This window comes from Streptomyces sp. Edi4, assembly GCF_040253615.1.
In the GTDB taxonomy this organism is placed as follows: Bacteria; Actinomycetota; Actinomycetes; order Streptomycetales; family Streptomycetaceae; genus Streptomyces.
Genome location: NZ_JBEJGY010000004.1, coordinates 7,565,390 through 7,590,839, shown reverse-complemented (window position 1 = coordinate 7,590,839; position 25,450 = coordinate 7,565,390). Strand labels below are relative to the sequence as shown.

Below are 25,450 nucleotides of genomic sequence, written 5' to 3'. Positions count from 1 at the left end.
AGGCTGGTCGCAGGTCCCGTGATGATCAAGTACGCACTTGACAGTGGGTGGTTACCCCGGGGTGAGCAAGCAGGTCAGGAGGGTGGGGCATGACGACGCTGAAACGGCCGGGCACGCCGCGGGGACACATCTGCGGGATCGACGCCGCCATGGAGGTGATCGGCGGCAAGTGGAAGGTGCTGATCCTGTGGGCGCTCCACGAGCACCCACAGCGCCGCTTCGGCGAGCTGCGTCGGCTGCTTCCCGGGGTCACCGAGAAGGTGCTGGCCTCGCACCTGCGCGAGCTGGAAACCGACGGCATCGTACGGCGCGTGTCGTACGACGAGGTGCCGCCCCGCGTCGAGTACTTCCTGACCGCTACCGGCCGGCGCCTCAATGACGCGCTCCAGCCACTGGCCGTCTGGGGCCGCGAGTGGTCGGCGCCGCAAGAGGTGAAGGAGGGCGAGGGAAAGCAAACCCCTTGCTGAGAGCGCCAGTTGTGGCTCAGCGAGGTCGTGGGGCGGTCGGATCACGACGGTCGGGACCGGCCCGGCCCTCGGCGCGTGTCACCACGGGACGGGCTGCCCGAAGCGGTTCACGTACGCCAAACCCTTGGTGTTCAGGTGGGAGAGGAGCACGTCCACGAGGAGGGGGACGCTCTCCTCCACGGTGTAGGGCGCCTCGTCGCCACCGAGGGCCGTACGGATCCAACCCGGAGCCAGCAGCAGAAAGGCGCGGTCGGTGTCGGCCTCGCGGGCCGCGTAGCTGCGCAGAAACATGTTGAGCGCCGCTTTGCTTCCTCGGTAGACCTCGTGTCCCGCGCGGGTGTTATTGGTGATGCTGCCCTGCCCCGAGGACATGACTCCGATGAGGCCGCTGGGAGTGACCAGGTCGTCCAGGGCTTCGATGGCCCGCAGCGGACTGAGCGCGTTGGTCACCATGATGTCGGTGAAGTCCTGCGTGGGAACTGCTCCGATGGGCGTCGCGTCGTTGTTGGTGGTCCCCGCGTTCACGAAGAGGACGTCCAGGTGGTGGCTCGCCAACCGCTCGCGCAACGGCGCCAGTTGCTCGGGCTCGGTGATGTCGAGGTGTTCGATGCTGATGCGTTCGGGGTGCTGGTCGGCGAGGTCGTGCAGCGGGGTGCGGGCGGCGTCCCGGACGGTGCCGATGACCGACCACCCTCGCTCGGCGAGTTCGCCGGCCATGGCGCATCCCAGTCCACGGGACGCGCCGATGATCAGGGCGGTGGGGACGGGGCCGGGTGTGTGCGGCTGAGGCATGGCGTGTCATCTCCAGAGGTGCTGATACGGGTGGATGGTGTGCGCGAGTGGGACAGCGGGGTGCCGTCGGTCAGGGCCTCGTGGGGTCGATGCCGAAGAGGGCGGCCGCGTTGGCCGAGCGCACCTTGTGGCGGTCGGAATCGGTGGCGAGGTGTCCGAAGAAGGTGTCGATGTCTTCCCGGGTGGGCCGCTGGAAGGGGTAGTCCGTCGAGAAGATCAGCCGGTCGGTGGTCGTGACGGTCAAGGCGTGGTGCAGCAGGGCCGGGTTGAACATGCCCGAGGTGGTGATGAAGACGTTGGCACGGATGTAGTCGGAGACCGTGCGCTGGAGACCGGCGAGGCGCGCGAGGCTGTCGGCCCGGTCGAGCCAGAAGAGCAGCAGCTCGCCCCAGTGCCCAAGGACGATCCGCAGCTCGGGGTGCCGGTCGAAGGTGCCGCGCAGGATGAGCCGCAGGGCGGCGGTGGCCGCTTCCAGGTGCCAGCCCCAGCCGAACGTGGCCAGGCCGAGGTCGGTGAGTGGGTCGAAGCCCCGGTAGGTGGCGTCGCGCAGGGGGTCGGAGGGGACCTGGGGATGAATGAAGACGGGCTGGCCCAGGGCGGCGGCGGTGGCGAAGAAGTCGTCGTAGACGGGGTCGTCGAGCAGCAGGTCGCCTGATCGGCCGTAGACCATGGCGCCCACGTGGCCCTGGGCGGCGGCCCGTTCGAGCTCGGCCGCGACATGTCGCGGAGAGGACATCGGGAGGCTTGACAGGGACCGGAAGCGTGCCGGGTGGGCGTGGACCGCTTCGGTGGCGGTGTCGTTGGCGAGGCGGCTGAGGTCGACTGCCCGCTCGGGAGGCAGGGAGTGCGTTCCGGGCGGGGTCAGGGCCAGGACGGCCAGGTCGATGCCCTGGGCGTCCATGGCGGCGATCCGGCCGGCGCCGAGGTCTTCGAGCCGCTGGAGGGTGTCGCCGTGTTCGTTGAAGGCGAGGCTTTCGTCCGGCCGCGGTACGGCCTTGAGGGCGGACGTCAACTCCGGCAGCATCCAGTGTTCTTCGATGGCGATGAGGGTCACGGGCGGCCTTCCTTGGGTGGAGTGAACGCACGGCCTGGCGCGACAGGGCTGGGGCGGCCGGGCTGGGGCGGCCGGCGGCGACCGCTCGGTCGCTTCGTTCCGTACCCCGGCGAAGCTAGGCGAGACGCAGTTACCTGTCAAATGATAGCTATCCCGCGACAGGTAAATTACACTGAGGACGTGGACAAGAAGCAGGACGAGAAGCAGGACGTGGACGAGAAGCAGAAGGCCAGACTGTTCGAGCTGGCCGACCTGATCCTGGCGATCGGCCGGCACATCCATGCCGCCAAGTCGGACCCGGCGGAGGCGTGGACACCGCTCGAAGCGGCGGTCATGCGCTTCGTCGACCACCAGCCGGGCGCCACCGCCGGCCAGGCGGCGGAGGCCACCCGGCTCATCTCCAGCAACTTCAGCCGCGCCCTGCGCAAGTTGGAGGAGAAGGGACTGGTGCGCAGGGAATCCGATCCCGATGACGCGCGACGCGTACGCCTGTATCCGACGCCGAAAGCCGGTGAGAATCTGCGCCGCCTCGAGGACGTCTGGGGCGGCCTCCTGGCCGAGGCCGTTCCCGACGGTGCCGAGGCGGACGACATGATCGTCGTTCTCCGGCGCATCGAGGCGCAGCTCCTTGCCCGAAGCCGCGGCGGCGCGCAGCGCGACTGAGCCACGGCCGCGCGCGGTAGCGCCGCCCGTCGGCGCGGTGCGGCGCCGCGCGAGTACGGGCCGGTGGGGTCCGGGGCATCCGGGCGCGGCAGGCGCCCGGTCGGGCCGTCGCGTGGCCGCCTGTCCCCGCTCATGGGGTGTCGGCGAAGATGGGGCCAGGTCCGTTCGCCGTCCAAGCAGAGGAGTGCTGGCGCAGATGCCCGCCTCCGGTTCCCCCTCCCGTGCCAAGCCGCCGACGATCGCCGATGTCGCGCGCGCCGCCGAGGTGTCGCGTACGACGGTGTCGCACGCGCTCAACGGCCTCGGCAAGGTGGACCCCCGGACCCGGGAGCGGGTCAAGCGGATCGCGCTCGAACTCGGCTACCGGCCCAACTTGCGCGCGCAGCGGCTGCGTACCGGCCAGGCGAAGGCCATCGCGCTCGTGTCGTCCATGCCGTTCGCGGTGGCCGGCGGGCCCCCCGGCTCGGCTTCTACATGGAGGTGGCGGTCGCCGCCGAGAGAGCGCTCGTCCACGACTACGCGCTGGTGCTCGTGCCGCCGGTGCGGTCCGGGTCCGCGCTCCACTCCCTGGACGTCGACGGGGCCATGGTGGTCGAGCCCGACATCGACGACGCGGCCATCGCGCAACTGCGCGGGCGCGGACTGCCGTACGTCACGCTCGGCCGGCCGGTCGCGGCCGACGACGAGGCACCGTACGTGGGTCTGTGGGGAGACCGGGTGGCGACCGTGCTCCTGACGCACCTGCGGGAGCAGGGGGCCGGACATCCGGCGCTCATCGTGGGGTCGGGCGCGCGGCATTCGTCGGTCGATGCCCGGGCCGCGTACGAACGGATGGCGGCCGAGCAGGGCTGGAATCCCATCGTCGCAGCGTGGCCGGAGACGGGGGCGAGCGGGAGGCGTACGAACGCCGCACGGCGCTGCTCGCGGCACACCCCGGGATCGACGCGGTGTGCGCGCTGGTGGACGCGTTCGCGGTGGGAGCGGTCCGCGCCCTTCAGGTCCGTGAGGACCGTACGCCGGAGGCACCAGCGACTTCACGGACTTCCCCGCGGTGTTCAACCCGGCCTCACAGCTGATCGTGGACCTCTTCGGCACGGACATCGGCAGCCACGTCCGCGTCGCCGTGGGCGTCGCGGGTCTGCCCTGGGACCACCCGGTGGAGATCGGGGCGGAGCTGGAGCTTCGGGACGGCGCCTGAGCGAGGGCCCGTACCGGGCCGGTGTCCGTCTCCCCGTGAACCGGCCGACGGGCGGACGCGAGACCGCCCGGGCCTCAACCGGCCCCGGTCACCTCGGTGTCGGCCGGGGCCGACGGCTGGAAGCACGCTGTCACGTTCTTGCCGCGTGGACAGGGATAGGCGTGCCACTCGTGCGAGAGGGCGTCGATCAGCACCAGGCCACGCCCTCCCGGCGCCTCGGCGTCCGGGGCGCGCTGCTCGGGCAGTTGCGGCGAGGAGTCGTGCACGGTCACGTGCAGACACTCCTCGTCCCAGGTGAGGATCAACTGCGCTGCGCTGTGGGCGTGTACGTGGGCGTTGGTGACCAGCTCGGACACGGTCAGGAGCACCGCGTCCACGACCTCCGGCGCCCGCTGGGCCCAGTCGAGCGTCGCCAGATGGGCCCGCGTCCAGTCCCTGGCCTCTTTGACGCCACTGTTCAGCGGCAGGGAGCGCGCCCACCCCACGGCTTTGAGTGATGAGTCCTTCGCCACTGGTTCTCCTTGTCCCTACGGGGTTCCTACGGGTTCCTACGGGGGTTCCTACCGGGGCACTTACGGGGTCCCCACGGGGGCCGGTACCCCTCCCGTGTGCCCCGAAAGACCCGGCCCAACTGCGCGCCGGTATACGTCGTCGTGTGCGCCCGTGCGCCGCGAAGAACGGAGCGCGGCCGGATCCGTCACGCCGCCGGGGAGGCCCACGAGCCGCCCCAGTTGTCGCAGAAGCCCTTTGGCACCCGTGACCCTTCAGGAACGCGCGGCCATGAATGTCCCACGCCGCCGCTCGGGCATGACGTCAGGAGGGGGCGCACAAATGGGCGCGCACGCATACGGATTCCTAGGAGACGGAGAACGTATCGAAAACGCCCCCGGCGCACTTCACGATTCTGAATGCGCCGGGAAACGCGCGGGGGAATACCGTCGACCCAGACATGCGCCCCAAATGCTTTGCCCAGCAGCCCGGGGAAGGTGGGAGCGCCCCCGAATCGAGGCCTTGCTGCCTGGTCAACGCGCAGGTCATGGCGGAGTCGGCACTGCACGCCAACGGTCCGAGCGCCTGACGGGCGAATTCCGGAACTCGATTTCCTGCATGTCATTTCCGGACAGTGGGACGGTGTTTCGCGTCACCCCGTTGAGACCTGCCGGTCACGCTCGCCCCACACCTTCAGCGCGCTTGTTCGATATCCCGGCAACGGAACACACGTGCCACCTGCGAATCCGAGCACGATGACCTTGCGCCTTGTCGCGAAATGCCGGGATGGCGGATGCCTGCCTTCCGTTCCGCTTGAGTGACGCCCTAGGTTTTCTCTGCGAGCGTGCGTCGTGCCATCGCCGCTCGCCTTCTCCTTCCGGCTTTCTGCCGAGCCCCGCGCCTCCCCTCGAGGAAATCCGCGGCTGAACCCGAAGGTGGTATCGCATGACGATCTCGGAAGATCGCACAGTCCTGCCCACGGACCCGGTGCCGGCCACACCCACCCTCAGCTTCGCCTCTTTCGTAGGGGGCAGGGAGGTGGAGGGCGAGGCGGACTGGGCGTACACCGTTCGTGCCGCCGCGTTGATCGATGACCCGCTGGGGGCCACCGCGTACAAGCGGTCGCTCGACCAGGGAAAGATGTCGCCCAGTGAGTACCCGGAGATCGTTCTGGGCCGGTGCGCGCTGGCGGGACCCGAGCTGACGCGGGCCGCGCTGCGGGCCGCCGCGGAAGCGGCCGTCCCCTGGGCCGCGGTGCCGTTCGACCGGCGTCTGCGGTTCGCCGAATCGTTCCGGCGGGCGGTCGAGGAGCACGTGCCGCAGCTGATCGAGCTGCTTGTCGGCGAAGGGCACCCGCGGCGCCTGGCCGTGTCGGAGGTCTCCAACCTCCTCGCGTTCTTCGGACCCCAGACCACGGGCTGGTGCGCCGCCCAGATGCTCACCGAAGTACAGGACGGCGACCGTGCCCTCGCGCTGCGCCGCCGGCCCGACGGCGTGGTCTGCGTGCAGCCCCCGCAGAACACTCCCCTGCTCAGCGTGGGTGTCGCCCTCCAGGCACTGATCGCGGGCAACAGCCTGGTCGTCCGGCTGTCGCGGCAGGCACCGCTGGCGGCGATGCATCTCGTGCAGCGGGTGGCCGCTCCGGTCCTCGCGGAGCTGGGTGCGCCACCGGGAGTGCTTTCGGCGCTGTGCGCGGACCCGGGCACGACGCTCTCCGCCTGGCTGGCCAGCCCGTACGTGGACGACATCTTCTATTTCGGCGACAGCACGCGCGGCCTGCGGCTTCAGCGTGACTGTCTGGAACGCGGCAAGAAGCCGGTACTCGAACTGGCCGGCAACGATGTGGTCGTGGTCTGGGACGACGCCGACCTCGACCACGCCACGGAAGCGATCACCGAGTCCTTCTACGCGGCCGGCCAGATCTGCTGTGCCCCCAACGTCGTGGTCGCCCATCCCGCGATCGCCGACGAACTCCTGGCCAGGCTGGTGAAGGTGGCGCAGACGCTGCGTCCCGGCTACCCGGAGGACCCTGAGGTCGTTTTGGTCCCGACGCCCAACGCGGCGGGCTACGACGCCGCGTTGGCCGACGCCCGCGCGCACGGCGCCCAGGTCCTCACGGGAGGACGGCACCTGGACGTGGACGGTCGGGAGCGGGACACCGGCATCTTCCTGGAGCCCGCCGTGGCGCGCGTGGACGGCCTGGCCCGGGCGCGCCGGCTGCGCGCCGTCAGCCAGGAGACGTTCTTCCCGCTGCTGACCGTGGTGGTTCCCGCAGCCGAGGACGACGCGCCGCTCCTGGACGCCGTCCTGGACTTCGCCGGGGCGAACGCGTACGGACTGCGCTGCTCGTTGTGGGCGCGCGACGAGCACGTCGTCGCGGAGTTCCTTGGGCGCACCGCGGCTTATGGCCAGTTGCGGGTGAACGATTCACATCTGCTGTCGGGGCCGTACCTGTCCAACCACGGCGGCACCGGTCTCAGCGGTGGCCCGTTCGGCGAGGCGAACTATCCGATGCTGCGCACCAGCCATCTCCAGACGGTCTCGGTCGCCAGGGGGGCCTCGCCGCGCGGGATGCTGAGCGAAGCCGTCGAGCGGACGGTCAACGGCGTCTCCCTTCCGCTGCGGGTTCCGCCGCCGGTTCGCGGCAAGGAGACCCACCCGCGGGGATGGCCGCCGGAGGATCTGCCCGGTGGCCTGCCCGCCCCCTTCACCCCGCGCTTCCAGCAGGACCCGCACCCCACGCTCAAGTGGCTGCGTGAGAACCGCCCGGTGAGCCAAATCGTCACACCGGACGGCGTCGGATGGCTCCTGACCCGGTACGACGACGTACGCACGGCCCACCGGGACAAGCGCGTCAGCTGCGACAGCAAGCGCACTCCGGCCGGGATCCTGTGGGGCGGCGAATGGCCGGCGGAACTGCGTGAGCGGCTGTTCACGCATCTGCTGGACACCGACGACCCGCGCCACGGCGAACTGCGCCATCTGATGGCCCCGCTGTTCACCCCGCAGCGACAGAAGGAATGGCACACCCGGATCACCGAGATCGCCAACGAGCGCGTCGACCGGATGGCCGCTCGCGGCCACGGGGACCTCATGGCCGAGGTCGCCTACCCGCTGGGCGCGCACGTCCTGTTCTCCGTCCTCGGCGCCCCCGCCCCCGACCTGCCGCTCCTGCGCGCCCTGACCTGGCGCCTGGTCGACTGGAACACCACGGTGCCCTATTTCCGGGCGCTGACCTACCAGGCCGACGACATGATGGGTGCCATCCTCGCCGAGAAGCGCCGGCAGCCGGGCGATGATCTGCTCTCCCTGCTCGTACGGGCCTGCGACGAGGAACGGCTCATCACCGAGGACGAGTTGCAGGGCATGTTCTTGCTGATGCTGGTGGCGGGGCAGGACCCCAGCATCAACAGCATCGGGAACAGCATGCACACGCTGCTCACCCACCCCCGGGAGATGGAGCTGCTGCGGGCCGAACCCGAACTGCTCCCCAGCGCGACGGACGAACTGCTGCGGTACAACAGCCCGCTGACGTTCACCAGTTGGCGCGGCACGCTGGAGCCGGTGGAGTTCAGCGGGGTGACCGTCCCCGCCAACGAATCACTGATCGTCTCCCTGGGCTCGGCCAACCGCGACGCGGCCCGCTTCACCGACCCGGACGAGCTGGACTTCCGGCGCACCCCCAACCCGCATCTGGCGTACGGACACGGGGTGCACTACTGCCTGGGTGCGCAGATCGGCAGGCTGACCGCCGAGACGGCGATCGGGACACTGCTGCGGCGACTGCCCGACCTGCGCCTTGCGGGGGAAGTGCGCTGGCGCCCGGGCCAGTTCGAGCGGGGTCTTGAGGCCCTGCCGGTGGCCTGGAGCCCGGACGCCGTCCGCCCCCAGTGATACCCGCGAGAAGCGGCACTCGCTTCCTTCACTCACCAGGAGCGCGGGGAGCGGGTGCCCGACGGACGCAGAAGGGAGGGCCAGCCATGGCCAGGCAGGACATCGTTCGAGAACTGAGCGCCATCCTCCAGGACGTCACGGACACACCGGCCGAACGGGTCGGCGAGAGTGCCGCGTTCGTGGCCGACCTGGAGCTCGACTCCCTGCGCATGGTGCAGGTCGTCGTGGCCGCCGAGGACAGGTTCGGCGTCACCATCAGCGACGAGGACGCCTGGGAGCTGCGGACGGTGGCCGAGGCGGTGACGTACATCGAGCGGGCGCTGCGGTCCGCCGGGCGCGACGTACCAAGCGCTCCGGCGGCGCCCGGGCTCGGGGCCGGGACGGGGGGTTGGGGCGCATGAGCTCCTTCGCGCACTGCCTGCGGGAACAGGCTGAACGGCTCGGCGACAAGCGGTGGTTCGCGTTCGTGGACCACCGGGGGGACGCGATGGTGGAGACCGGGCGGATCACCTTCGCCGAGCTGGACCGCCGGGCGCGCTCCCTCGCGCTGCGCCTGGGTGAGGAGGGCGTGACCGACCAGGCGGTGCTCCTCCTCTACCCGGCGGGCCTGCCGTTCCTGAGCGCCTTCTTCGGCTGCCTGTACGCGCGCTCCATCGCGGTCCCGTCCCCGCTGCCGGCCACCGATCCACGGGCGCTCGAACGGGCGGAGAAGATCATCCAGGACACCGGCGCCCGGCTGATCCTCACCGACTCGGCGCATGTGGACGCGTTGCGGCTCTGGCTGGGGACGGTCGGCCGGGCCGGCACGGTGGAGTGCCTGGCCACCGACACCGCGCAGCTCCCCTCCGGTGACGCCTGGGTCCCGCCGGCCGTGGACGAGGGGACCACGGCCTATGTGCAGTACACCTCGGGTTCCACCGGCGAACCGCGCGGAGTGGTCGTCTCGCACGGGAACCTCCTGCACAACTCCGCCGCGATCAACACCGTCATCCGCTCGCCGGAGTCGGGATCCGGGGCCGGCTGGCTGCCGCACTACCACGACATGGGTCTGGTCGGTCAGCTCCTGCAACCCGTCTACGCAGGGGGCAACATGGTTTTCACCTCCCCCATCACCTTCGTCGCCCGGCCCCTGATCTGGCTGCGGATGATCGACAAGTACCGGGCCGCCTTCACGATGGCCCCCAACTTCGCCTACGAGTGGCTGCTGCGCGGCACGCGGGACGAAGACCTCAAGAAACTCGACATCTCCTGTCTGCAATGGGCCCTCAACGGCGCGGAACCGGTCCGTGTCTCCACGCTGCGCAAGGTGGTCGACCGGCTCGGTCCCATCGGTTTCGCGCCGCGCGCCTGGGCACCCGCCTACGGCATGGCAGAGTCGACCGTCCTGGTGGCCGGAAGCCCGCGCGGCCTGGGTCCCTGCGTGCGGCGCCTCGACCCGGCGGCCCTGGAACGCCATGAGGCCGTCCTCGCCCAACTCGGCGCGCCAGGAGTCGAGTTGGCGTCCAGCGGCCGTCCCGTCGGGGCGGATCTGCGGATCGTGGATCCCGGCTCCCGTACGCAGCTTCCGGCCGGTCGCGTCGGCGAGATCTGGGTGGCGGGGCCGAGCGTCGCCCAGGGCTACTGGCGGCAGGAAACAGCGACGCGCGACACCTTCGGGGCTCGCCTGGACGACGGCACGGGGCCCTTCCTGCGCACCGGCGATCTGGGGTTCCTCCTGGAGGACGAACTCTTCGTCACCGGACGCCTCAAGGAAATGATCATCTTGAACGGGCGCAATCTGTACCCCCAGGACATCGAGGAGGCCGGCCGGGACGCGCACGCGGCCACCGGGGCGGCGGCGGCCTTCGGGGTCGACACCGGACGCGAGCACGTCGTACTGGTCCAGGAGGCCGACGCGAAGAAACTCGACGGACTCTCTTACGCCGAGCTGGGCGCTCGCGTCAAAAAGAGCGTGAAGGCCGCGGCCGGCGCACCGGTGAGCCTCTTTCTGGTGGCGCGCAACACCGTTCCCCGCACCACCAGCGGAAAGATCCAGCGCGCGCGGACGCGCGAGGACCTGTTGGCGGGACGCGTCGATCCGCTGTACGTCGACGCGCACCCCGAGATCAGGGCGTGCCTCCCGGCCTCTTCTGCCCCCTGTGCCCCCTCTGCCCCGCCCGCACCGTCCACACCGTCCACACCGTCCACACCGTCCACACCGTCCACACCGTCCACACCGTCCACCGCATCAGGATGACGGCCCGCCGTGGCCGGCGCGGGTGCCCCGACCGGCCACGCGTGTCCAGCACTTCAGCGAATCGCGGGCCCGCGCGTCCGTGCCTCGTGTCCACCGTTCGGCACCACCCCGGCACCACCCCGGCACCATCCGACAGAAGGACGGCTCAGCATGACGCGACACCGCAGCGGCCTGTCACGGTTCCTCCACGACATCGTCGCCGACATCAAGGACCTGCTGGACGACGTCACCGACTCACTCGGCGACGTCGAGCACGACACCCGTGCCTCCGTGAGCCGCGCGCTGCGACCCGACGACCGCGACCACCGCGACCGTCGCGACCGCCGCGACGACCGCGACGGCGAACGGCGGCGCGAGCGGTACGACGACCGCGCCGGGGACCGCGCGGACGGTTTCACGTCGGAGCTCACCGGGCTGCGGGAAGAGCTGCACCGGCTCGTCGAGCTGCTGGAGAAGGACGAGGAGTCCACGCGAGCCGGGGCCAAGACCGGCTCGGCCTCGAAGTAGCCCACGCGTGGGGTGGCCGTGGCCCTCTTCGGCGCCGCGGCCGCCCCGCGCCCTCCGGCCCGGGGCGCCGCCCCTCAGGCGCGCGGTGTGTCCCCCGGCGCGTACCTCACGCGCTCCCGGCGAGGTGTCCTCCACGGTGCGCGAACGACCCACAGGAGACAGCGTGGCCCTCCCACAACGGCAACCGGATCCCCTCAACACCGCCCCGCGCGAGCCCCGCGCGCGGGCTGCCCGGCGTGGCCCGACCGGCACGCCCTTGACAGGGGGCGGGGGCGAGCGCCGCCGCACGGCCGGTGCCGCGCCCACCCGCGAGGTGTATCGCAGCCACGGGGAACTGTTCGACGGCGCCTCCGGCCGACGGCTGTGCGTGCACGACCTCATCGCCGATCTGCGCGACGGTGGACGGTTCACGGTGACCGACGCCTCGACCGGCCGGGACCTGACCCTGGACACGCTGCTCCAGGCCGTCTCGTTGGGAGTGGACCGACTGGGCACCTGGCTCGACCAGATCCAGCGCAACCTGCTGGGAGACCCGTCGCGTCACCACCACTGCCCCCAGGACACCAGCGCTGCGCCGAAGCCCTGCTGCGGCGCACCGGAAAGCGACAGCGACGCACGCCCGGCGCCGGGGCGGACCGCCGAGTCCTCCCCGACGGCCTTCGCCTCCCGGCCCTTTCCGGGACAGCGGGCGTGAGCCGGGCCCGAGCCCAGCTGCTCCTGAAGGTGGTGGCCCAGCTGGCCGCACGCGAACTGCCCCGCCGGCGCGGCCCGGCCTCCCCGGACAGCAGGGACTCCACGGACCGGGCCCGCCGCCGCGCCGCGGACATCCGGGCGTCCCTCGAACGGCTCGGCCCGCTCTACATCAAGATCGGCCAGATCCTCTCCACCCGCCAGGACCTCGTCCCCCAGACCCTGGCCACCGAACTCGAAAGCCTCCACGACCAGACCACGGCCCTGCCCTTCAGCGCCATGAGGCCCGTCCTCGAAGCCGAACTCGGGCCGGCCTGGGCAAGCCGGTTCAAGGACTTCGACGTGTCCCGGCCGCTGGGGTCGGCCTCGCTCGCCCAGGCCTACAGTGCCCAACTCACCACCGGGGAGAGCGTGGTGGTGAAGGTGCAGCGGCCGGGGGTGCGCGAAGTCGTCAGCGAGGACATGCGCATGATCAGGGCGGCGGCCCGCCTCGGCGCCAGGCGCGCACCCTACTTCACCATGACCATCGATCTGGAGGCCATGCTCGGCGTCGTCTTCGACGCGATGCGGCCGGAGTGCGACTTCACCCTCGAAGCGTCCAACATGGACGCCGCGCGCCGGTCGGTCTCGGGGTTCGACAACCTTGAGGTGCCCGAGGTGGTCCACGCCACGCCGCGCGTCCTCGTCCAGACCATGGCTCCGGGCACCAGCATCCGTGACGCGGACCCCACGGCGTTCAAGGACGAGGAGCGGGTGGCCATCGGTACCAGCCTGCTCACCTTCATGTACCACGGCTATTTCACCGACCGCAGATTCCACGCGGACCCCCACCCCGGCAACATCTTCGTCTGCCCCTCGGGTCCGACCACCTTGATCGACTGGGGCATGGTCGGCCATGTGGACCGGCGCGTCAGCATGAGCGTGGTTCTCATCCTGCTGGGGCTCGCCCGCAACGACGGGCCCTCGGTGGCGGCCGGCTGGCTGGAGATGGGACGGCCCACGCAATGGGCCGATGTGTCCGGGTTCGGCCAGGACATGGCCGCCCTGGTGCCCAAGATCCATGCCGCGTCCCTGGAACACCTCAACTTCGGCGCCGCACTGGGCAATGTCCTCAAGTGCTCCACCAGACGCGGCATACAGACGAGCCCCATGATCTCGATACTGGCCAAGTCCTTCGCCAACATCGAGGGGTCGGTGCGCTATCTGGCCCCCGAGCTGTCCGTCACGGACGTCTTCGTGGAGAACATGCGCGACGTTCTCTTCGCCTACGCCTGTGAGGCGGTCTCGGAGGAACAGCTCGCCACCCATCTGATGCAGGTGATCGCGGCCGCCGGGTCTCTGCCGGGCGAACTGCGTGCCATCACCCGCGCTCTGGCGCAGGGCGATCTCACGCTCCAGGCGGCGCCCGTCCAGGCCGGCCGGCTCTCCCTGGTGGAGAACCGCCTGGACGACCGCACCCGGTATATGACCCGTCGCCTGGTCGCCCTCGGCGCCCTCGCGTGGTGGGCCCACGCCCGCCGCCGCCCGCGCACCTGAACCTCCACCACCGCCCCCGCAAGATGCCACCCCGTCCACCGCGACACCCAAGGAGCGCCGCATGGCCGTTCTCAGTGACGAACTCGTGGAGTGCCTGACCCAGGGGCTCGGCGTGCCCCCCGACACCATCGCCCCGGACGCCACCTTCGAAGACCTCGGTCTCGACTCGCTCGCCCTGCTCGAACTCACCGTCATCTACCAGGAGAAGACCGGTTACGAGCCCACCGGCATCACCCCGCAGTCCACGCTCCTTGAAGCCAGCACCGCGCTCCAGGCGCACGACGACCCCGCCGGCGCCGCTCCGCCCCTCGCCAAGGGGACGCCGTGACAGGGGCGGCGGCCATCACCGGCATCGGCCTTGTCACGCCGTGCGACGTGGGGACCGAAGGCTCGTGGAACGGGCTCCTTTCCGGCAAGTCGACCGCCTCCAGGGACCCGGCCCTCGCCGGGATGCCGGTCGACTTCTCCTGCCAAGTGCCGGGTCTGGACGCGGGGTCGAGACTCACCCCCCGGCTCGCGCTGCGCCTGGATCGCTTCACGCAGATGGCACTCGTCGCGGGCCGGGAAGCCGTCGCGGATGCCCGGCTCGATCCCCTCGTCTGGGACGGCGGCCGCGTCGCCGTCGTGATCGGTGTGGGGACCGCGAGCTTCGACCGGCTCGAAAGCGAGGTCGTCAAGCTCTCCTCGAACCGCGTCCGCGCCGTCTCCCCCCTCCTGATCCCCCGCAGCATCCCCAATATGGCCGCGGGTGAAGTAGCCCTCGATCTGCACGCCCGAGGACCCAGCCTCGCCACCAGCACCGCGTGCGCATCGGGCGCCACGGCGCTGGGGACGGCTCTCATGCTGCTGCGCACCGGCGTCTGCGACGTCGCCGTCGCCGGAGGCGCCGAGTCCGTGTGCAACCGCGTCTCGTCGGCCGGGTTCTCCCAGCTCGGCGCGTTGTCGAGCCGCGTTCACGATCCCGCGGGCGCCTCCCGTCCCTTCGACGCCGAGCGCGACGGCTTCGTCCTGGCGGAGGGCGCCGCGCTGCTGGTCCTTGAGCGCCCCGCGCACGCGCGAGCCCGGGGCGCGCGGGTCCACGCCTTGTTGGCCGGCTATGGGGCGACCTGTGACGCCCACCATCCGACCGCCCCGCCCAGCGACGGCCGGGGCGCCGCAGCCGCGATGCGCGCGGCGCTCGCGGACGCGCTCCTGAGCACCGACGACATCGACCACATCAACACCCACGGCACCAGCACGCCGCTCAACGACGCGGCCGAATACCGGGCCATCCGCAGCGTCTTCACCGAGCCGCCCGCCGTGACCGCCAACAAGGGGACCTGGGGGCACGCGATCGGGGCGGCCGGCGCCATCGAGGCCGCCGTGACCGCGCTGTCCCTGGAGCACCAGACCATTCCGCCGACGGCCAACCACACCACGCGGGACCCGGCGTTCGACCTCGATGTCGTCACCCAGGAGCCGCGCCCCACGAGGTTGAGGGCGGCCCTGAGCAATTCCTTCGGCTTCGGCGGTCACAACGCCGTACTCGTCCTCACCACCGCGTGACGCGCGAGCCGGCCGGTGTCTCGCGGCGGAACAGGGCGGCCCAAAGGAATTCGCGGCCGAAGTGCGGCGACCCGGAATCCTCCTCACACATGCGGCGCACTTCCACCTCCGACAGGTCGGAGAAGATCCAGCGCAGCGCTTCGGGGGTGTACGCCAGGCCGCCCCCCAACGTGCCTGCCCGGTAGAGCTCTTCGTCGGTGAGCTCGCAGCCCATGCCCTGCTCGCCGGCGGCGAAACAGGTGAGGGCGAGATGGCCGCCGGGGGCCAGTACGCGATCGAGGAAGGCCAGGTAGGTGACGCGGCGGTGCGGGGCCAGGTGGTGGAAGCAGCCCGAATCGACGATCAGGTCGTAGGGGCCGTCAAGGCCGGGCAGCGCGAAGGCGTCACCCCGGTGGAAGCGGATGTCGAGACCGGCCTCGCGCGCCCGGTCCTCCGCCCAGGCGACGGCGACCGGGGAGAGGTCGACCGCGTCCACCTCGAAGCCACGGGCCGCAAGATGGAGGGCATTGCGTCCCGGCCCACACCCGAGGTCGAGCGCCCGCCCGCACGCGGTGATCACACCCCGGTCGAGGTGGCCGGCCAGATGCTCGTCAGGTTTCGCCACGAAGAACGGGACCGGCCGTGACCGGTCCGCGTAGAAGCCGTCCCAGAAGTCCCTGCCGTCTCCGGTCGCCAGGCGGCCCGCCTCGGGTTCGGCCGCGAAGTGCCCGTCCAGAAGCGTCAGAACGTCTTCCACCGTGCGTACGGTCCGGTCCATCCGGCCCCCCTTCCACAGGACCTCAGATTATGATCGGGTAGACGAAAAGACCAGGTCAGCGTGTGTGTAGGGGAGTTCCTGACAGGGCTCTGCGCGGCTCGTGGGCGGCCGGGAAGGGGCCGCGTCCGGCGCCGCGTCCGGCATGGGCTCCGTCAGTCGCGCGCGGTCCCGTCAGGGGGCTTGGAGAGGTGTTTCAGGCCCGCGCGGGGCCCACTGATTCAGCGGGTTTCCAGGCCGGACTCGCGCAGCACCAGGTCCGTCGTCGCGCTCAGCGAGCTGGAGGCGGGGATCACCGTCTCGACACCGCCGGGCAACAGGTCCCGTACCTGGTACCACTCCCGCAGGTCCTTCTCGGTGACCTGTTGGGCGATCGGTTTCGTCGCGTGCCGGAGCAGGGTCTCCTCGAAGGGCACATCCAGATAGAAGCAGTGCGCGCGACTGCCGAAGTCGCCCAGCAGTCCGGCAAGCATCTCGCCGTAGTGCGCGCTGTACAGGATGCCTTCTAGCACGGTGTGGAAGCCGTGCTCCAGCGCATGCCTCACGGTCAGGTCGATCAGGCCGATGTTGGCGCCACCGGGGACGTCGCCTTCGCGCAGAACGACGCGTCGCAGGTTGTCCTGCCCGACCAGGGCGAGGCCGCGGCCGTATCGCGCCCGCAGCTCGGCGGCGACGCTGCTCTTGCCGCTCGCGCTGTTGCCCCGCAGCACCACGAGCCGGGTGGAGGTGGAGCTGGACGTGGAAATGGAGGTGGAGGTGGTCGTCGACACGGGTCCACCGTACGACTCAACAAGGCTCCTGGAAACGGGAGTTGACCGGCCCGGGCGTCCCGTCGCTGCGCCCGGGCCGGGCCCCGTACTGCGTCAGGCGCCCCGCTGGACCGGTCCGACGACGGTTCCGGCGTGGACGGTCAGCGCGCCGTGGGCCGAGGACTTGCCCGGAATCTCGCCGCCGGGCGCCATGAGGGTGAAGGTCGCCTCGTCGGCGCGGGCGCCGGGGGCCGCGTTGGGGGCCTGGATGTCGAAGTGCACCGGGTGGCCGGGACCGAAGGTCACCGCCGTGTGCTGCGATCCGTACCGCCCGGCGGTGACCGGGTCGAGCGAACCACGGTGGTAGAACCGCACGTCGGCCGGTGACCCGGCGAGCCGGCACGGTGCGTACCCCGGGGCGGCGGTGAGAGTGACGCGGTAGTGGCGGTGCCCGGAGGAGGCGGGTGCGGGTGTGATCTTCGCGGTGTGGTTGGCGGGACGGCACGCGGAGGGCATCCCGCCGTCGGCGGCCGCCGAGGGTGACGCGAACGCCACTCCGCCTCCCAGCGCCAACACGGTGGCGGCAGCGGTAGCGGTGACGGCGGCGGCAGTGGTGATCTTGTGGACGATACGCATCGCGCGTACTCCCCTCCTGCTCGGCGGCCCACGCGGGGCCACGGGAACGCTGGTCGAAGGCATCCCTCCCCGCCGGCCTGACGGACCAATGTCATAAAGCCGTCACAGTCACGCCATACGCACCACGACCGGCACTTCGGGCGCCTGTCGGCCGGCCGCGCGGCGGGCCTGTCCCGGAGTGGGGCCCGTGGCCAGGACGCGGCCCCCGGCGACGGCGAACCAAGTGCCCTCCGCGACACCCTCCGGTACGGGAACGGCGAGCGCGTCCATCAACTGACCGTCCGGCAGGGCATGTTCGGCGCGCGGCCGGGACATCACGGCTGTGCCCGCGCGCCAGTCGGCCGTCGTGCGCTCGCTCCCGTACCGCCGGGTCCACAGGAGGAACTGCGCCACGATCAAGGGCCCCAGCACCGTCAGGAGCGGGAATCCCGCCGTCAGGACGCCGATCGCGAACAGCCGGCTCACCACTCCCGTGACCGCGATGCCCACGCCGGCCGCCACGAACCCGGCGCGACGGCCGAACGCGCGGGTCGCGACGAGGGGGAACAGGACGAGCAGCAGCAGGTCGCCGAGCCCGATGGCCACCGGCCGGTCGCCGCCGGTCAGCGCGAACAGAGGGGCGAAGGGGCGGCCCCGCACCTGGGTCACGAAGTCGCGCGTGACGTGCGTCAGGGTGGTCGCGACCAGGTCGTAGCAGGTCAGGACAGCCGCGAACGACGCCACATGCACCGGCCGCATCCCGCTCTGGGCCCAGAGGTTGGCGACGCCCATCACGGCGACGGCGAGCAGCACGTCCGTGAGGACGCGTACCGCCACCGCGTGCCCGGTGAGCGCGGCGGACACGGTGAGGCCGGTCGCGGCGAGCGCGATCAGCCAGGACCAGCGGCCCCCGCAGAGCGGCGCGAGAGTGAACTGCGCGGCCAGGCACAGGACCAGGCCGAACAGCGCGGAGACGGCGGCGCCCGGCAGCGAGAGGTAGAGCAGCGGCGCCACGACGACGCCGACGCTGAGAACGGCGATGTCACCTGCGGCGTATACGCCCACCGGGGGCCGTGGCATCCGCACCCGGGCGAAGTAGCAGCCCGCGCCCGCGATCAGGGCGGCGGCGCAGACGCTGAGCGCGACGAGGGCGAGGGGGTTCATACGCCGCTCCCGGTACGGGTCCCGGCCGCGCCGGCCGTTTCGAAGGTGTGTTCCCGCAGGTCCGCGCGGACCGGCGCGGTGACCGGAAGTTCGGCGCGGTCGTCGTACAGGACGATCCCGTCCAGCGGCAGCGCGGCGGCCGTCGCCCGGTCCTCAAGGCGGCCGAGCAGACCGGTGGCGGGCAGCGCCCGCACCAGGAGGTGCAGGCGGGCGCCGGAGCCGGGTTCCCGGGTGAGCGTGTACCGGGCGGGCAGCGGGACCTCCGGTTCGGCCTCGATCAGGTCGAGCAGGGCCCGGGTGGGCAGTTCGGCGCTGAGCGGGCCCGTCCAGCGGCCGAGCACCCCCGAGGTGGCAGGCATGTGGGCCAGTTCGCAGGTGGGCTCCGTGGCGGGCCTGCGGACGAGGTCGCCGGTGGCGTAGCGCAGCAGCAGGGTGCACTCGCGGTAGGGCACGTACGGGGTGTGCACGATCATGCCGGTCGCGCCGGGCGGCGCGGGCTCCCACGTGAGCGGATCCAGCACCTCGAGATGGCCGAACTCGCTGGTGTGGTGCAGATGTCCGGCCGCGCAAGGGGTGGCGCCCGAGGGCAGGGTCTCGGTCATCAGGTACGAGGTCGACACGGGCGCGCCGAAGGCGGCCTCCGCCCGGGCGGCCAGGGGCGCGGACAGCACTTCGCCGCCTACTCCGATGCTTTCGAGGCCGAAGTCGGCCGCCCGCCATCCGTCGCGTTCGGCGAGTTCCACCAGGGCCGCGAGGTAGGAGGCGGCGACCGTGAGGTGGGTGATCTGCGGGGACTTGCCGGGCAGTGCGAGTGGCGCGGCGAGGCGGTCGAGGGCGACGGCCGGGTCCACCGTGCCGAACTGGACGAAGGACGCGCCGACCCGGGTCGCCGACTCGGCCGCGTTGAGCAGCGGCAGCGTGGCCCGCGAGCAGCCCGCGTAGGCGAGGGTGTGCCGGGGGCGCAGGCCGAGGCCCAGGGCCGCGGAGATGGTGCTGAGCGCGATGGTGGTGTCGAGTTCGGCCCGCGAGTACCAGACGGCGGTGGGCACGCCGCTGGTGCCGGTCGTCAGCGCCATCAGGGCGGGTACGGCGGCGGCCGAGACGAAGGCGGTGGGCATGGAGCGCAGCGCCTTCTTCGGCGTGACCGGCACGCGGGCCCAACTGTCCACGTCCAACTCAGCCGGTTCCAGGCCCAGTTCAGCGAAGACCTGGCGGTAGTACGCGGTGTGGCGGGCGGCGGAGCGGGCGGTGGCGCACAGGCTGCGCCGGGTCACGGTGCGGCGCACCTCGGGGTCGATCCGGGCGGCCTGCCCGGCCTGGCCTGGCAGCAGGGCCGAATCGTCGCCGGGTTCGCCGAACTCGGCGAGGGTGGCCACCAGGTCGCGGGCGATCCGCTCCAGGTCCTGCGGGCGTATGCGCCGGTTGCGCAGGATCGCCATGCCGTAGCGGAGCTGGCTCAGGGCGGTGCCGAACAAGGGGCCTCCTGGACTGGACCGGACGGTGTGTCGCCCGGCCCAGGCCGGGGCCGGATCAGGTCAGGCCATGTGCGCGAACATCGCGGCGGTGAGCGTGCTCAGTGCGTACTTGAGGTAGTGCTTGACCATGTCGGTTCCTCCCTCGTCGGGCGGCGGCTCGGTGCCGGCCACTGCGCGGTGCTGAGCTTTCCGACCCGGATCGGCCGGTGGGCAGCGGCAGTCTAGGGACTCTGGGGAGAGCTTCACCAGATGTGGTCACCACCGAATGTTCACGCATTGCCCGCACCCGCCTCACCATTGCGGCGCGCGGGCTCTCGGCGCGCGGGTTCAGTGGCTCCGTCGGCGCCCGTGGCGCGGACGTGCGTGGTCGGAGCCGTACGCGAGGATGACGGCCATGATGAGCGGCGGAAGCGAAAGCATTACGAACGTCATGCAATGGGCCTGCCCGGCACTCCCGCGATGATGCACCCCTCGTTCGGGTGCCGCCCGCCGCTCAAACATCCCACGTTCCGGACGCCCGTCCGGGCGTCGGCGACCGCACGCGTCGTCTCCGTCGACGACGCCGCCACCCACGCCGCCACCCATGTGGAGTAATTCGCGCATCGTCCCCTGGAGCGCCCGGACGAGGCGTGGCGCGGGTGGTGGCCGTTTCGCGCCAAGAGTTGCGGTAGCTGGGGCGGGCGGGTTGTGGCGGGGTTGGAGGTAGAGGTGCGGCGCCACACGGGATGCCGCGCCTTCCCCCACACGTCAGGAGTGATCCGCATGAGCACTGGTGACATGTTCAACCGCCCCGAGGGGCTCAAGGGCCTGGTGGCCTACGACCCGGAGGGAGAGAAGATCGGCGGTGTCGAACAGGTCTACCTCGACGACGCGTCGGGCCGCCCCGAATGGGTGACGGTCAAGACGGGTCTTTTCGGCACCAAGGAATCCTTCGTGCCGCTGGCGGGAGCCCGCCGCGACGGCGAGGCCCTGCACGTGGCGTACGCCAAGAGCATGGTGAAGGACGCCCCGCGCCTGGACGCCGAGGAGCACCTGGACGCCGACGCGGAACGTGAGCTGTACCGGCACTACGGCGTCGACGGCGCCGGCACGCGCACCCCCGGCCCCGGCGGAGCCGCCGGAAGCGTCGACGTGCCCGGCAGCGCCACCGGCACCAACGTCCACGACCGGTACGCCACGGACCAGGAGGGCCTGGTGCGCTCCGAGGAGCGGCTGCGGGTCGGCACCGAGAACACGGAGGTGGGCCGGGCACGGCTGCGCAAGGTCGTCGTGACGGAAGACGTCACCACGACCGTTCCGGTCAGCCATGAGGAGGTACGCGTCGTCCGTGAGCCCCTGGGTGAGGGCGACCGGGCCCGGGCCGACATCGGCGAGGCCGAGACCGAGGTGACGCTCCACGCCGAGCGACCCGTGACGCGCAAGGAGACCGTCCCGGTGGAGCGGGTGCGCCTGGAGACGGAGAAGGTCACCGAGCAGCGCGAGGTGAGCGACACCGTCCGCAAGGAAGAGATCCAGTACGACGACGCGACCGCCAAGGACGAGCGCCGGCGCGGCGAGGGCAACCGTGGCGACAGAGGTCGCCGCTGACCGCTCCGCGGTCGTTCCTGGCCGCTTGCCGCCCCGGCTGACCCGGGGCGGCAAGCGGCCGTGCGCGTGCGTCCGGGCCAGTCGGGCCGGGTGCGCCCAGGCGTGCACCTCCCAGCCGGTCGACGGCCGTGTTGGCGCGCCCGCCTCAGCCGATCGACGGCCGTGCGCATCCGTCTCAACCGGCCGACGGCCGTACGCGCCCGTGCATGCGCCGCTCAGCGGGTCGACGGCCATGGCGCACCCGGCCTCAACGGGCACACTGCCGTACACGCTCATCTCGGCCGCCCGACGGTCGTGCGCGCCCGCCTCTCAGCCGGTCGACTCGTGTGGCACTGGGTGGTCGGGGCGTGTGCTGCCGGAGTGCGGGGCGCCCCGGCGGCCGGTGCCCGCCTCGTCGGTGTCCGGGATCTCGGGGTCCGGCCGGTCACCGCGCGGGGTGCCCTCGGTGCCCTCGGCGTCGGCGTCGTCGGCGGCTTCCCAGGGGTCGCCCTCGGCGCCGGCCTGCTGGTCCGGCAGGTCCCGGGGTATGGGCTCGGGTACGGGCGCTCCGGCGTCTCCTGGTCCTTCGGGCCTGCGGTCGCTCACGACGATTACTCGCTTTCGCTCGGCGTTTTGTACCGGAACGCGTACCCCGGCCGGCCGTGGTGATACCGGCCGATGTGCGACGTGGCCCGGGTCACGCCCCCGTAAGGGCTGCTCTTCCCCGCATTCCCCGGATCCCGGCCGGATGGATCCTCTACGGTACGAACACGCCGCCGCTCGCCGCGGTCCGTACGGAGGAGGAATCCTGTGCTGTCTCGCTACGGCCCCCAGAACGCTCCCGCCGGCGACGTGGGCACCGCACTGATGATGGTCGATTCCCGCCTCAAGGGAATCCACAGCGGCTCGACCGGCAGCGATCCCGAACAGCAGGAACTGACACGGCAGTTCACCGAGTCGCTGAGCTTTTCGGCCCTGGACGACGTCCTTGACGGCACCTGCACCCTCATCTACATGTTCATGACGTGGCTGCGTCATGCCCACGAGGAGCACGAGAAGGACGTCATCGAGTACGTCGTGCCCAACCTCGTGGCCTCCATGCGGATGATGCCGAGGAGCATCCGCCCCGAGGCCATCCCCACCATGGCGGGCCTGGTCATCGCCGCGGGCACCGGCCTGAGCCCCAATCTGTGGCGCAAGCAGTACGGAGACTGGACGGACGCGGAGATGACTCCGCTGGAGGCCACCGCCTTCCTCCTCGCGGAGCACATCAACCGCATCGCCGACGACCCCGACTTCGCCACCCGCCTCATCGCCGAGGCCCTTCCGACCTCGGACGACGATTTCTGAGCCGCCCGCCGCGTCAACTTGCCTGTACAGAAGGCCAGTTGAGCCGATGACGTACTGGCCGCCCTCTGTCGGCGGCGACCCGGCACGGCACGGCACGGTCGATGCCGCCACGGTCCGGGACAACGACGAGGCCCCGCAAGCACGCGTCCTGGCCGGCACGCGTCCCGGCCCGGCGCGTTCCCGCCCCGCCCGCACGGCGGCCCAATCAACGCCGCTGGCCGTGCTCGACGCGGGCAGCGCCGCCAACCTCCCCTCGCGCCAGGTGACTTGACCCCGGCAACGCGACAGGACGGCCCCCGCGGTTCTCTCTCGGGCCTCGGATAGGGAAACCCCTCACACTCCGCGCACTGCCTGGCAGCCGCCCCCCGGAGTGCGGACACTCATGCGTCGGCGCGGCTTCACCCAGAGCCGCGCCGTCCGCCCTCGCACGTGTCCGCCGCCCATTCGGCTTCCCCGCGCGCGGCGATGGCGGACGCCCCCTGCCCGAGGTGAGAGGAACCCCCACTCCCATGCAAATACCAAGAGCCGCGAGACTCTTGACGGTCACGCTGGCCTGTGTCACCGCGTCCGCCATCGCGCTGCCCGCCGCCACGGCGGCCCCGGCCGCCCGGCCGCACCCCGTGCCCGCCGGTGCTTTCGCCCCGGCCCCCTACACGGCGGACCCGACGCCCGGCGTGCGTGCCGGCGTCGTGGACGCCGCGCAGAAGGCGCTGGCAGCGCACGCCGGCGCCGCCCACAAGGCCGACGGGGACGCCTTCTCGGTCCGCAATCTGGTCGTCGACAAGGACGGCGCCGCCTCCGTCCGCTTCGACCGCACGTACAAGGGTCTGCCCGCCTACGGCGGCGACGTGGTTGTGCGCCTGAAGAAGGACGGCGCGTTCCAGTCACTGGCCACCGGGTCCGAAACCTCCGGTGCGGTCTCCACCGAGCCCCGCCTGGCCGCCGCCGACGCCGTGAAGGTGGCACGGGCCGCGTTCAAGGGGCGGATCGGCTCCGTCTCCGCCTCGCACCTCGCGGTGCAGATGGCGGGCACCGACGCCGTGCTGGTCTGGGAGACCGTCGTCAGCGGCGTGCGCGAGGACCAGACACCGAGCCGCCTGCACGTTCTGGTGGACGCCCGTACCGGCAAGGTCGTACGGACCAGTGACGAGGTGAGCACGTTCGCCGCCGAGGGGGCCGCGAACGCCGCCACTTCGAGGGTCGGTGCGGCGGCTCCCGCCGCCGCACCGACGGTCGCCGGGACCGGCCAGTCGATCTACAGCGGCCGCGTGGCGCTGGACGTCACGCAGAGCGGCAGTGGCTACTCGATGCAGGACCCCTCGCACGGCAATGGCTACACGACCAATCTCAACCACGCCACCAGCGGCACGGGTTCCGTCTTCACCAGCTCCACCGGCACCTTCGGCAACGGCTCCACCAGCGACCCCGCCTCCGCGGGCGTCGACGCGCACTACGGCGCGGCGGAGACGTTCGACTACTACAAGAACGTCCAGGGCCGCAATGGCATCTTCGGCGACGGGCGGGGCGTGCCGTCGCGTACGCACTACGGCAACGCGTATGTGAACGCGTTCTGGGACGGCACTCAGATGACGTACGGCGACGGGCAGTCCAATGCGCGTCCGCTGGTCGAACTGGACGTCGCGGGCCATGAGATGAGCCACGGCGTGAGCGGCGCCCTCACCGGCTGGGACGAGACCGGTGAGACCGGCGGCATGAACGAGGGCACCAGCGACATCTTCGGCACCATGGTCGAGTTCTACGCCAACAACCCGGTGGACAAGCCCGACTACACCATGGGCGAGCTCATCAACATCAACGGCGACAACCGGCCGCTGCGCTACATGTACAACCCCTCCCTGGACGGCTCCTCGCCCAACTGCTGGGACAGCGGCAACGGCAGCCTCGACCCGCACTACTCGATGGGCCCCCTCAACCACTGGTTCTTCCTCGCGGCCGTGGGCAGCGGCGATCACGGGTACGGCAACAGCCCCACCTGCGACAGCTCCACGGTCACCGGGATCGGCAACGACAAGGCCGCCAAGATCTGGTACAAGGCGCTGGCGTCCTACGCCAACAGCAGTGAGAACTACCACCAGGCGCGCATCGACTCCCTCAAGGCCGCGGCCGACCTCTACGGCACGCACTGCGCCGAGTACAACACCATCGACGCCGCGTGGGCCGCGGTCAGCGTGACCGGCGCCGACCCCGTACCCGGCAGCTGCAACAGCCAGCCGGGCTCGCCCTCGGTGACCAATCCGGGCAGCCAGAGCGGCACGGTGGGCGCCGCCACCTCCTTGCAGATCAAGGCGAGCGACCCCGGTGGTGAGACCCTGACCTACAGCGCGAGCGGTCTGCCCGCCGGCCTTTCGGTCAACTCCTCGACCGGCCTCATCAGCGGAACTCCGACCACCGCCGGCACCTCGTCGGTGACCGTCACGGCGAAGAACACCGACAACGCCACCGGGTCGGCGTCCTTCACCTGGACCATCAGCGGCGGCGGCACCCCGCCGCAGGGCTGCGACAACCTGCCGGCCTGGAGCGCGAGCACCAGCTACGCACCGGGCGACCAGGTCGCTTACAACGGTCACAAGTGGTCCTCGCAGTGGTACTCGACCGGCGCCCAACCGGGCGCGCCGGGCTCCTGGGCCGTCTGGAAGGACGCGGGCGCCTGCTGATCCCCAGTTCCGGGTGACCCCAACTCCCGTA

The 25,450-nt window shown here is 71.3% G+C and carries 25 protein-coding genes and 1 pseudogene; 17 read left to right on the top strand and 9 right to left on the bottom strand.

The features are described 5' to 3' along the window. Positions 1-89: 89 nt before the first annotated feature. A complete protein-coding gene (locus tag ABR738_RS35985; protein ID WP_350234188.1) occupies positions 90-467 on the top strand; it encodes a winged helix-turn-helix transcriptional regulator in 378 nt (125 codons plus the stop codon). A 78-nt stretch (positions 468-545) separates the two neighbouring features. Here ABR738_RS35985 and ABR738_RS35980 read toward each other — a convergent pair whose 3' ends face one another. Together ABR738_RS35980 and ABR738_RS35975 are read right to left on the bottom strand one after the other, a co-directional pair. Beyond that, entirely contained in the window at positions 546-1,259 is a 714-nt protein-coding gene (locus ABR738_RS35980; protein WP_350234187.1) for an SDR family NAD(P)-dependent oxidoreductase, read from the bottom strand. Positions 1,260-1,329: 70 nt separating this feature from the next. Beyond that, positions 1,330-2,313, bottom strand: a complete 984-nt coding sequence (locus ABR738_RS35975) for an amidohydrolase family protein (RefSeq protein WP_350234186.1) — start codon at positions 2,311-2,313, stop codon at positions 1,330-1,332. Positions 2,314-2,493: 180 nt separating this feature from the next. On the opposite strand from ABR738_RS35975, the gene ABR738_RS35970 reads away from it, so the two are divergent. The 3 genes and pseudogenes from ABR738_RS35970 (at position 2,494) to ABR738_RS35955 (ending at position 4,174) form a co-directional block, all read left to right on the top strand. Then, positions 2,494-2,976: a MarR family winged helix-turn-helix transcriptional regulator gene (locus ABR738_RS35970; protein WP_350234185.1), complete on the top strand. Its 483-nt coding sequence runs from the start codon at positions 2,494-2,496 to the stop codon at positions 2,974-2,976. Between the two features lie 196 nt (positions 2,977-3,172). Further along, positions 3,173-3,974, top strand: a pseudogene (locus tag ABR738_RS37830) (LacI family DNA-binding transcriptional regulator); the annotation flags it as partial. A 53-nt stretch (positions 3,975-4,027) separates the two neighbouring features. Further along, positions 4,028-4,174, top strand: a complete 147-nt coding sequence (locus ABR738_RS35955) for a RidA family protein (protein ID WP_350234184.1) — start codon at positions 4,028-4,030, stop codon at positions 4,172-4,174. A gap of 74 nt (positions 4,175-4,248) precedes the next feature. Here ABR738_RS35955 and ABR738_RS35950 read toward each other — a convergent pair whose 3' ends face one another. Next, on the bottom strand, positions 4,249-4,686 hold the full coding sequence (locus ABR738_RS35950) for an ATP-binding protein (protein ID WP_350234183.1): 438 nt from the start codon (positions 4,684-4,686) through the stop codon (positions 4,249-4,251). A gap of 922 nt (positions 4,687-5,608) precedes the next feature. Between ABR738_RS35950 and ABR738_RS35945 the strand changes: the two genes are divergently transcribed. The 8 genes from ABR738_RS35945 (at position 5,609) to ABR738_RS35910 (ending at position 15,071) form a co-directional block, all read left to right on the top strand. Next, complete coding sequence (locus ABR738_RS35945) at positions 5,609-8,557, top strand: aldehyde dehydrogenase family protein (protein WP_350234182.1); 2,949 nt, start codon at positions 5,609-5,611, stop codon at positions 8,555-8,557. A gap of 86 nt (positions 8,558-8,643) precedes the next feature. Next, positions 8,644-8,958: an acyl carrier protein gene (locus ABR738_RS35940; RefSeq protein WP_350234181.1), complete on the top strand. Its 315-nt coding sequence runs from the start codon at positions 8,644-8,646 to the stop codon at positions 8,956-8,958. Further along, positions 8,955-10,793: a fatty acyl-AMP ligase gene (locus tag ABR738_RS35935; RefSeq protein WP_350234180.1), complete on the top strand. Its 1,839-nt coding sequence runs from the start codon at positions 8,955-8,957 to the stop codon at positions 10,791-10,793. The genes ABR738_RS35940 and ABR738_RS35935 overlap by 4 nt, the downstream gene beginning before the upstream one ends. 150 nt (positions 10,794-10,943) lie before the next feature. After that, positions 10,944-11,300, top strand: coding sequence for a hypothetical protein (locus ABR738_RS35930; protein ID WP_350234179.1), 357 nt, complete (start codon positions 10,944-10,946; stop codon positions 11,298-11,300). A gap of 256 nt (positions 11,301-11,556) precedes the next feature. Continuing rightward, positions 11,557-11,994 carry a hypothetical protein gene (locus ABR738_RS35925; protein WP_350234178.1) on the top strand — a complete coding sequence of 146 codons (438 nt, stop codon included), beginning with the start codon at positions 11,557-11,559 and terminating at the stop codon, positions 11,992-11,994. Further along, positions 11,991-13,526, top strand: a complete 1,536-nt coding sequence (locus ABR738_RS35920) for an ABC1 kinase family protein (protein WP_350234177.1) — start codon at positions 11,991-11,993, stop codon at positions 13,524-13,526. Before ABR738_RS35925 ends, ABR738_RS35920 begins: the two co-directional genes overlap by 4 nt. 61 nt (positions 13,527-13,587) lie before the next feature. Further along, entirely contained in the window at positions 13,588-13,854 is a 267-nt protein-coding gene (locus ABR738_RS35915) for an acyl carrier protein (RefSeq protein WP_350234176.1), read from the top strand. After that, positions 13,851-15,071, top strand: a complete 1,221-nt coding sequence (locus ABR738_RS35910) for a beta-ketoacyl-[acyl-carrier-protein] synthase family protein (RefSeq protein WP_350234175.1) — start codon at positions 13,851-13,853, stop codon at positions 15,069-15,071. Before ABR738_RS35915 ends, ABR738_RS35910 begins: the two co-directional genes overlap by 4 nt. Here ABR738_RS35910 and ABR738_RS35905 read toward each other — a convergent pair. From ABR738_RS35905 to ABR738_RS35885, 5 genes are all read right to left on the bottom strand, one after another. Further along, positions 15,058-15,828 (bottom strand): class I SAM-dependent methyltransferase, encoded by a 771-nt coding sequence (locus tag ABR738_RS35905; protein WP_350234174.1) that lies wholly within the window; start codon positions 15,826-15,828, stop codon positions 15,058-15,060. The genes ABR738_RS35910 and ABR738_RS35905 overlap by 14 nt on opposite strands. Positions 15,829-16,046: 218 nt before the next feature. Further along, positions 16,047-16,595, bottom strand: coding sequence for an AAA family ATPase (locus ABR738_RS35900; protein WP_350234173.1), 549 nt, complete (start codon positions 16,593-16,595; stop codon positions 16,047-16,049). A gap of 93 nt (positions 16,596-16,688) precedes the next feature. Beyond that, positions 16,689-17,210, bottom strand: a complete 522-nt coding sequence (locus ABR738_RS35895) for a DUF4232 domain-containing protein (RefSeq protein ID WP_350234172.1) — start codon at positions 17,208-17,210, stop codon at positions 16,689-16,691. A gap of 108 nt (positions 17,211-17,318) precedes the next feature. After that, positions 17,319-18,353, bottom strand: coding sequence for a hypothetical protein (locus ABR738_RS35890; RefSeq protein ID WP_350234170.1), 1,035 nt, complete (start codon positions 18,351-18,353; stop codon positions 17,319-17,321). Beyond that, a complete protein-coding gene (locus ABR738_RS35885; protein ID WP_350234169.1) occupies positions 18,350-19,828 on the bottom strand; it encodes a phenylacetate--CoA ligase family protein in 1,479 nt (492 codons plus the stop codon). The genes ABR738_RS35890 and ABR738_RS35885 overlap by 4 nt, the downstream gene beginning before the upstream one ends. 435 nt (positions 19,829-20,263) lie before the next feature. Between ABR738_RS35885 and ABR738_RS35880 the strand changes: the two genes are divergently transcribed. Both ABR738_RS35880 and ABR738_RS35875 read left to right on the top strand, forming a co-directional pair. Continuing rightward, entirely contained in the window at positions 20,264-20,422 is a 159-nt protein-coding gene (locus ABR738_RS35880) for a hypothetical protein (RefSeq protein ID WP_350234168.1), read from the top strand. A 168-nt stretch (positions 20,423-20,590) separates the two neighbouring features. Beyond that, the gene (locus ABR738_RS35875) at positions 20,591-21,415 is read left to right on the top strand and encodes a DUF2382 domain-containing protein (RefSeq protein ID WP_350234167.1); all 825 of its coding nucleotides are present in this window, start codon (positions 20,591-20,593) and stop codon (positions 21,413-21,415) included. Between the two features lie 309 nt (positions 21,416-21,724). Here the strand turns inward: ABR738_RS35875 and ABR738_RS35870 are convergent, their stop codons facing one another. Then, complete coding sequence (locus ABR738_RS35870; protein WP_350234166.1) at positions 21,725-22,000, bottom strand: hypothetical protein; 276 nt, start codon at positions 21,998-22,000, stop codon at positions 21,725-21,727. A gap of 204 nt (positions 22,001-22,204) precedes the next feature. On the opposite strand from ABR738_RS35870, the gene ABR738_RS35865 reads away from it, so the two are divergent. The 3 genes from ABR738_RS35865 to ABR738_RS35855 all read left to right on the top strand — a co-directional run bounded on the left by ABR738_RS35865 (position 22,205) and on the right by ABR738_RS35855 (position 25,419). Then, positions 22,205-22,744, top strand: a complete 540-nt coding sequence (locus tag ABR738_RS35865; RefSeq protein ID WP_350234165.1) for a hypothetical protein — start codon at positions 22,205-22,207, stop codon at positions 22,742-22,744. Positions 22,745-22,790: 46 nt separating this feature from the next. Beyond that, the gene (locus tag ABR738_RS35860) at positions 22,791-23,015 is read left to right on the top strand and encodes a hypothetical protein (RefSeq protein WP_350234163.1); all 225 of its coding nucleotides are present in this window, start codon (positions 22,791-22,793) and stop codon (positions 23,013-23,015) included. A 238-nt stretch (positions 23,016-23,253) separates the two neighbouring features. After that, positions 23,254-25,419 (top strand): M4 family metallopeptidase, encoded by a 2,166-nt coding sequence (locus ABR738_RS35855; RefSeq protein ID WP_350234161.1) that lies wholly within the window; start codon positions 23,254-23,256, stop codon positions 25,417-25,419. The last annotated feature ends 31 nt before the right edge of the window (positions 25,420-25,450 follow it).

What these genes read in the sequence shown, in the direction of transcription:
- ABR738_RS35880 (WP_350234168.1), top strand. Translation starts at nt 20,264, where the DNA reads ATGGGCCTGCCCGGCACTCCCGCGATGATGCACCCCTCGTTCGGGTGC.
- ABR738_RS35855 (WP_350234161.1), top strand. Translation starts at nt 23,254, where the DNA reads ATGCAAATACCAAGAGCCGCGAGACTCTTGACGGTCACGCTGGCCTGT.
- ABR738_RS35895 (WP_350234172.1), bottom strand. Translation starts at nt 17,210, where the DNA reads ATGCGTATCGTCCACAAGATCACCACTGCCGCCGCCGTCACCGCTACC.
- ABR738_RS35915 (WP_350234176.1), top strand. Translation starts at nt 13,588, where the DNA reads ATGGCCGTTCTCAGTGACGAACTCGTGGAGTGCCTGACCCAGGGGCTC.
- ABR738_RS35930 (WP_350234179.1), top strand. Translation starts at nt 10,944, where the DNA reads ATGACGCGACACCGCAGCGGCCTGTCACGGTTCCTCCACGACATCGTC.
- ABR738_RS35945 (WP_350234182.1), top strand. Translation starts at nt 5,609, where the DNA reads ATGACGATCTCGGAAGATCGCACAGTCCTGCCCACGGACCCGGTGCCG.
- ABR738_RS35940 (WP_350234181.1), top strand. Translation starts at nt 8,644, where the DNA reads ATGGCCAGGCAGGACATCGTTCGAGAACTGAGCGCCATCCTCCAGGAC.
- ABR738_RS35980 (WP_350234187.1), bottom strand. Translation starts at nt 1,259, where the DNA reads ATGCCTCAGCCGCACACACCCGGCCCCGTCCCCACCGCCCTGATCATC.
- ABR738_RS35985 (WP_350234188.1), top strand. Translation starts at nt 90, where the DNA reads ATGACGACGCTGAAACGGCCGGGCACGCCGCGGGGACACATCTGCGGG.
- ABR738_RS35935 (WP_350234180.1), top strand. Translation starts at nt 8,955, where the DNA reads ATGAGCTCCTTCGCGCACTGCCTGCGGGAACAGGCTGAACGGCTCGGC.
- ABR738_RS35875 (WP_350234167.1), top strand. Translation starts at nt 20,591, where the DNA reads ATGAGCACTGGTGACATGTTCAACCGCCCCGAGGGGCTCAAGGGCCTG.
- ABR738_RS35905 (WP_350234174.1), bottom strand. Translation starts at nt 15,828, where the DNA reads ATGGACCGGACCGTACGCACGGTGGAAGACGTTCTGACGCTTCTGGAC.
- ABR738_RS35860 (WP_350234163.1), top strand. Translation starts at nt 22,791, where the DNA reads ATGACGTACTGGCCGCCCTCTGTCGGCGGCGACCCGGCACGGCACGGC.
- ABR738_RS35890 (WP_350234170.1), bottom strand. Translation starts at nt 18,353, where the DNA reads ATGAACCCCCTCGCCCTCGTCGCGCTCAGCGTCTGCGCCGCCGCCCTG.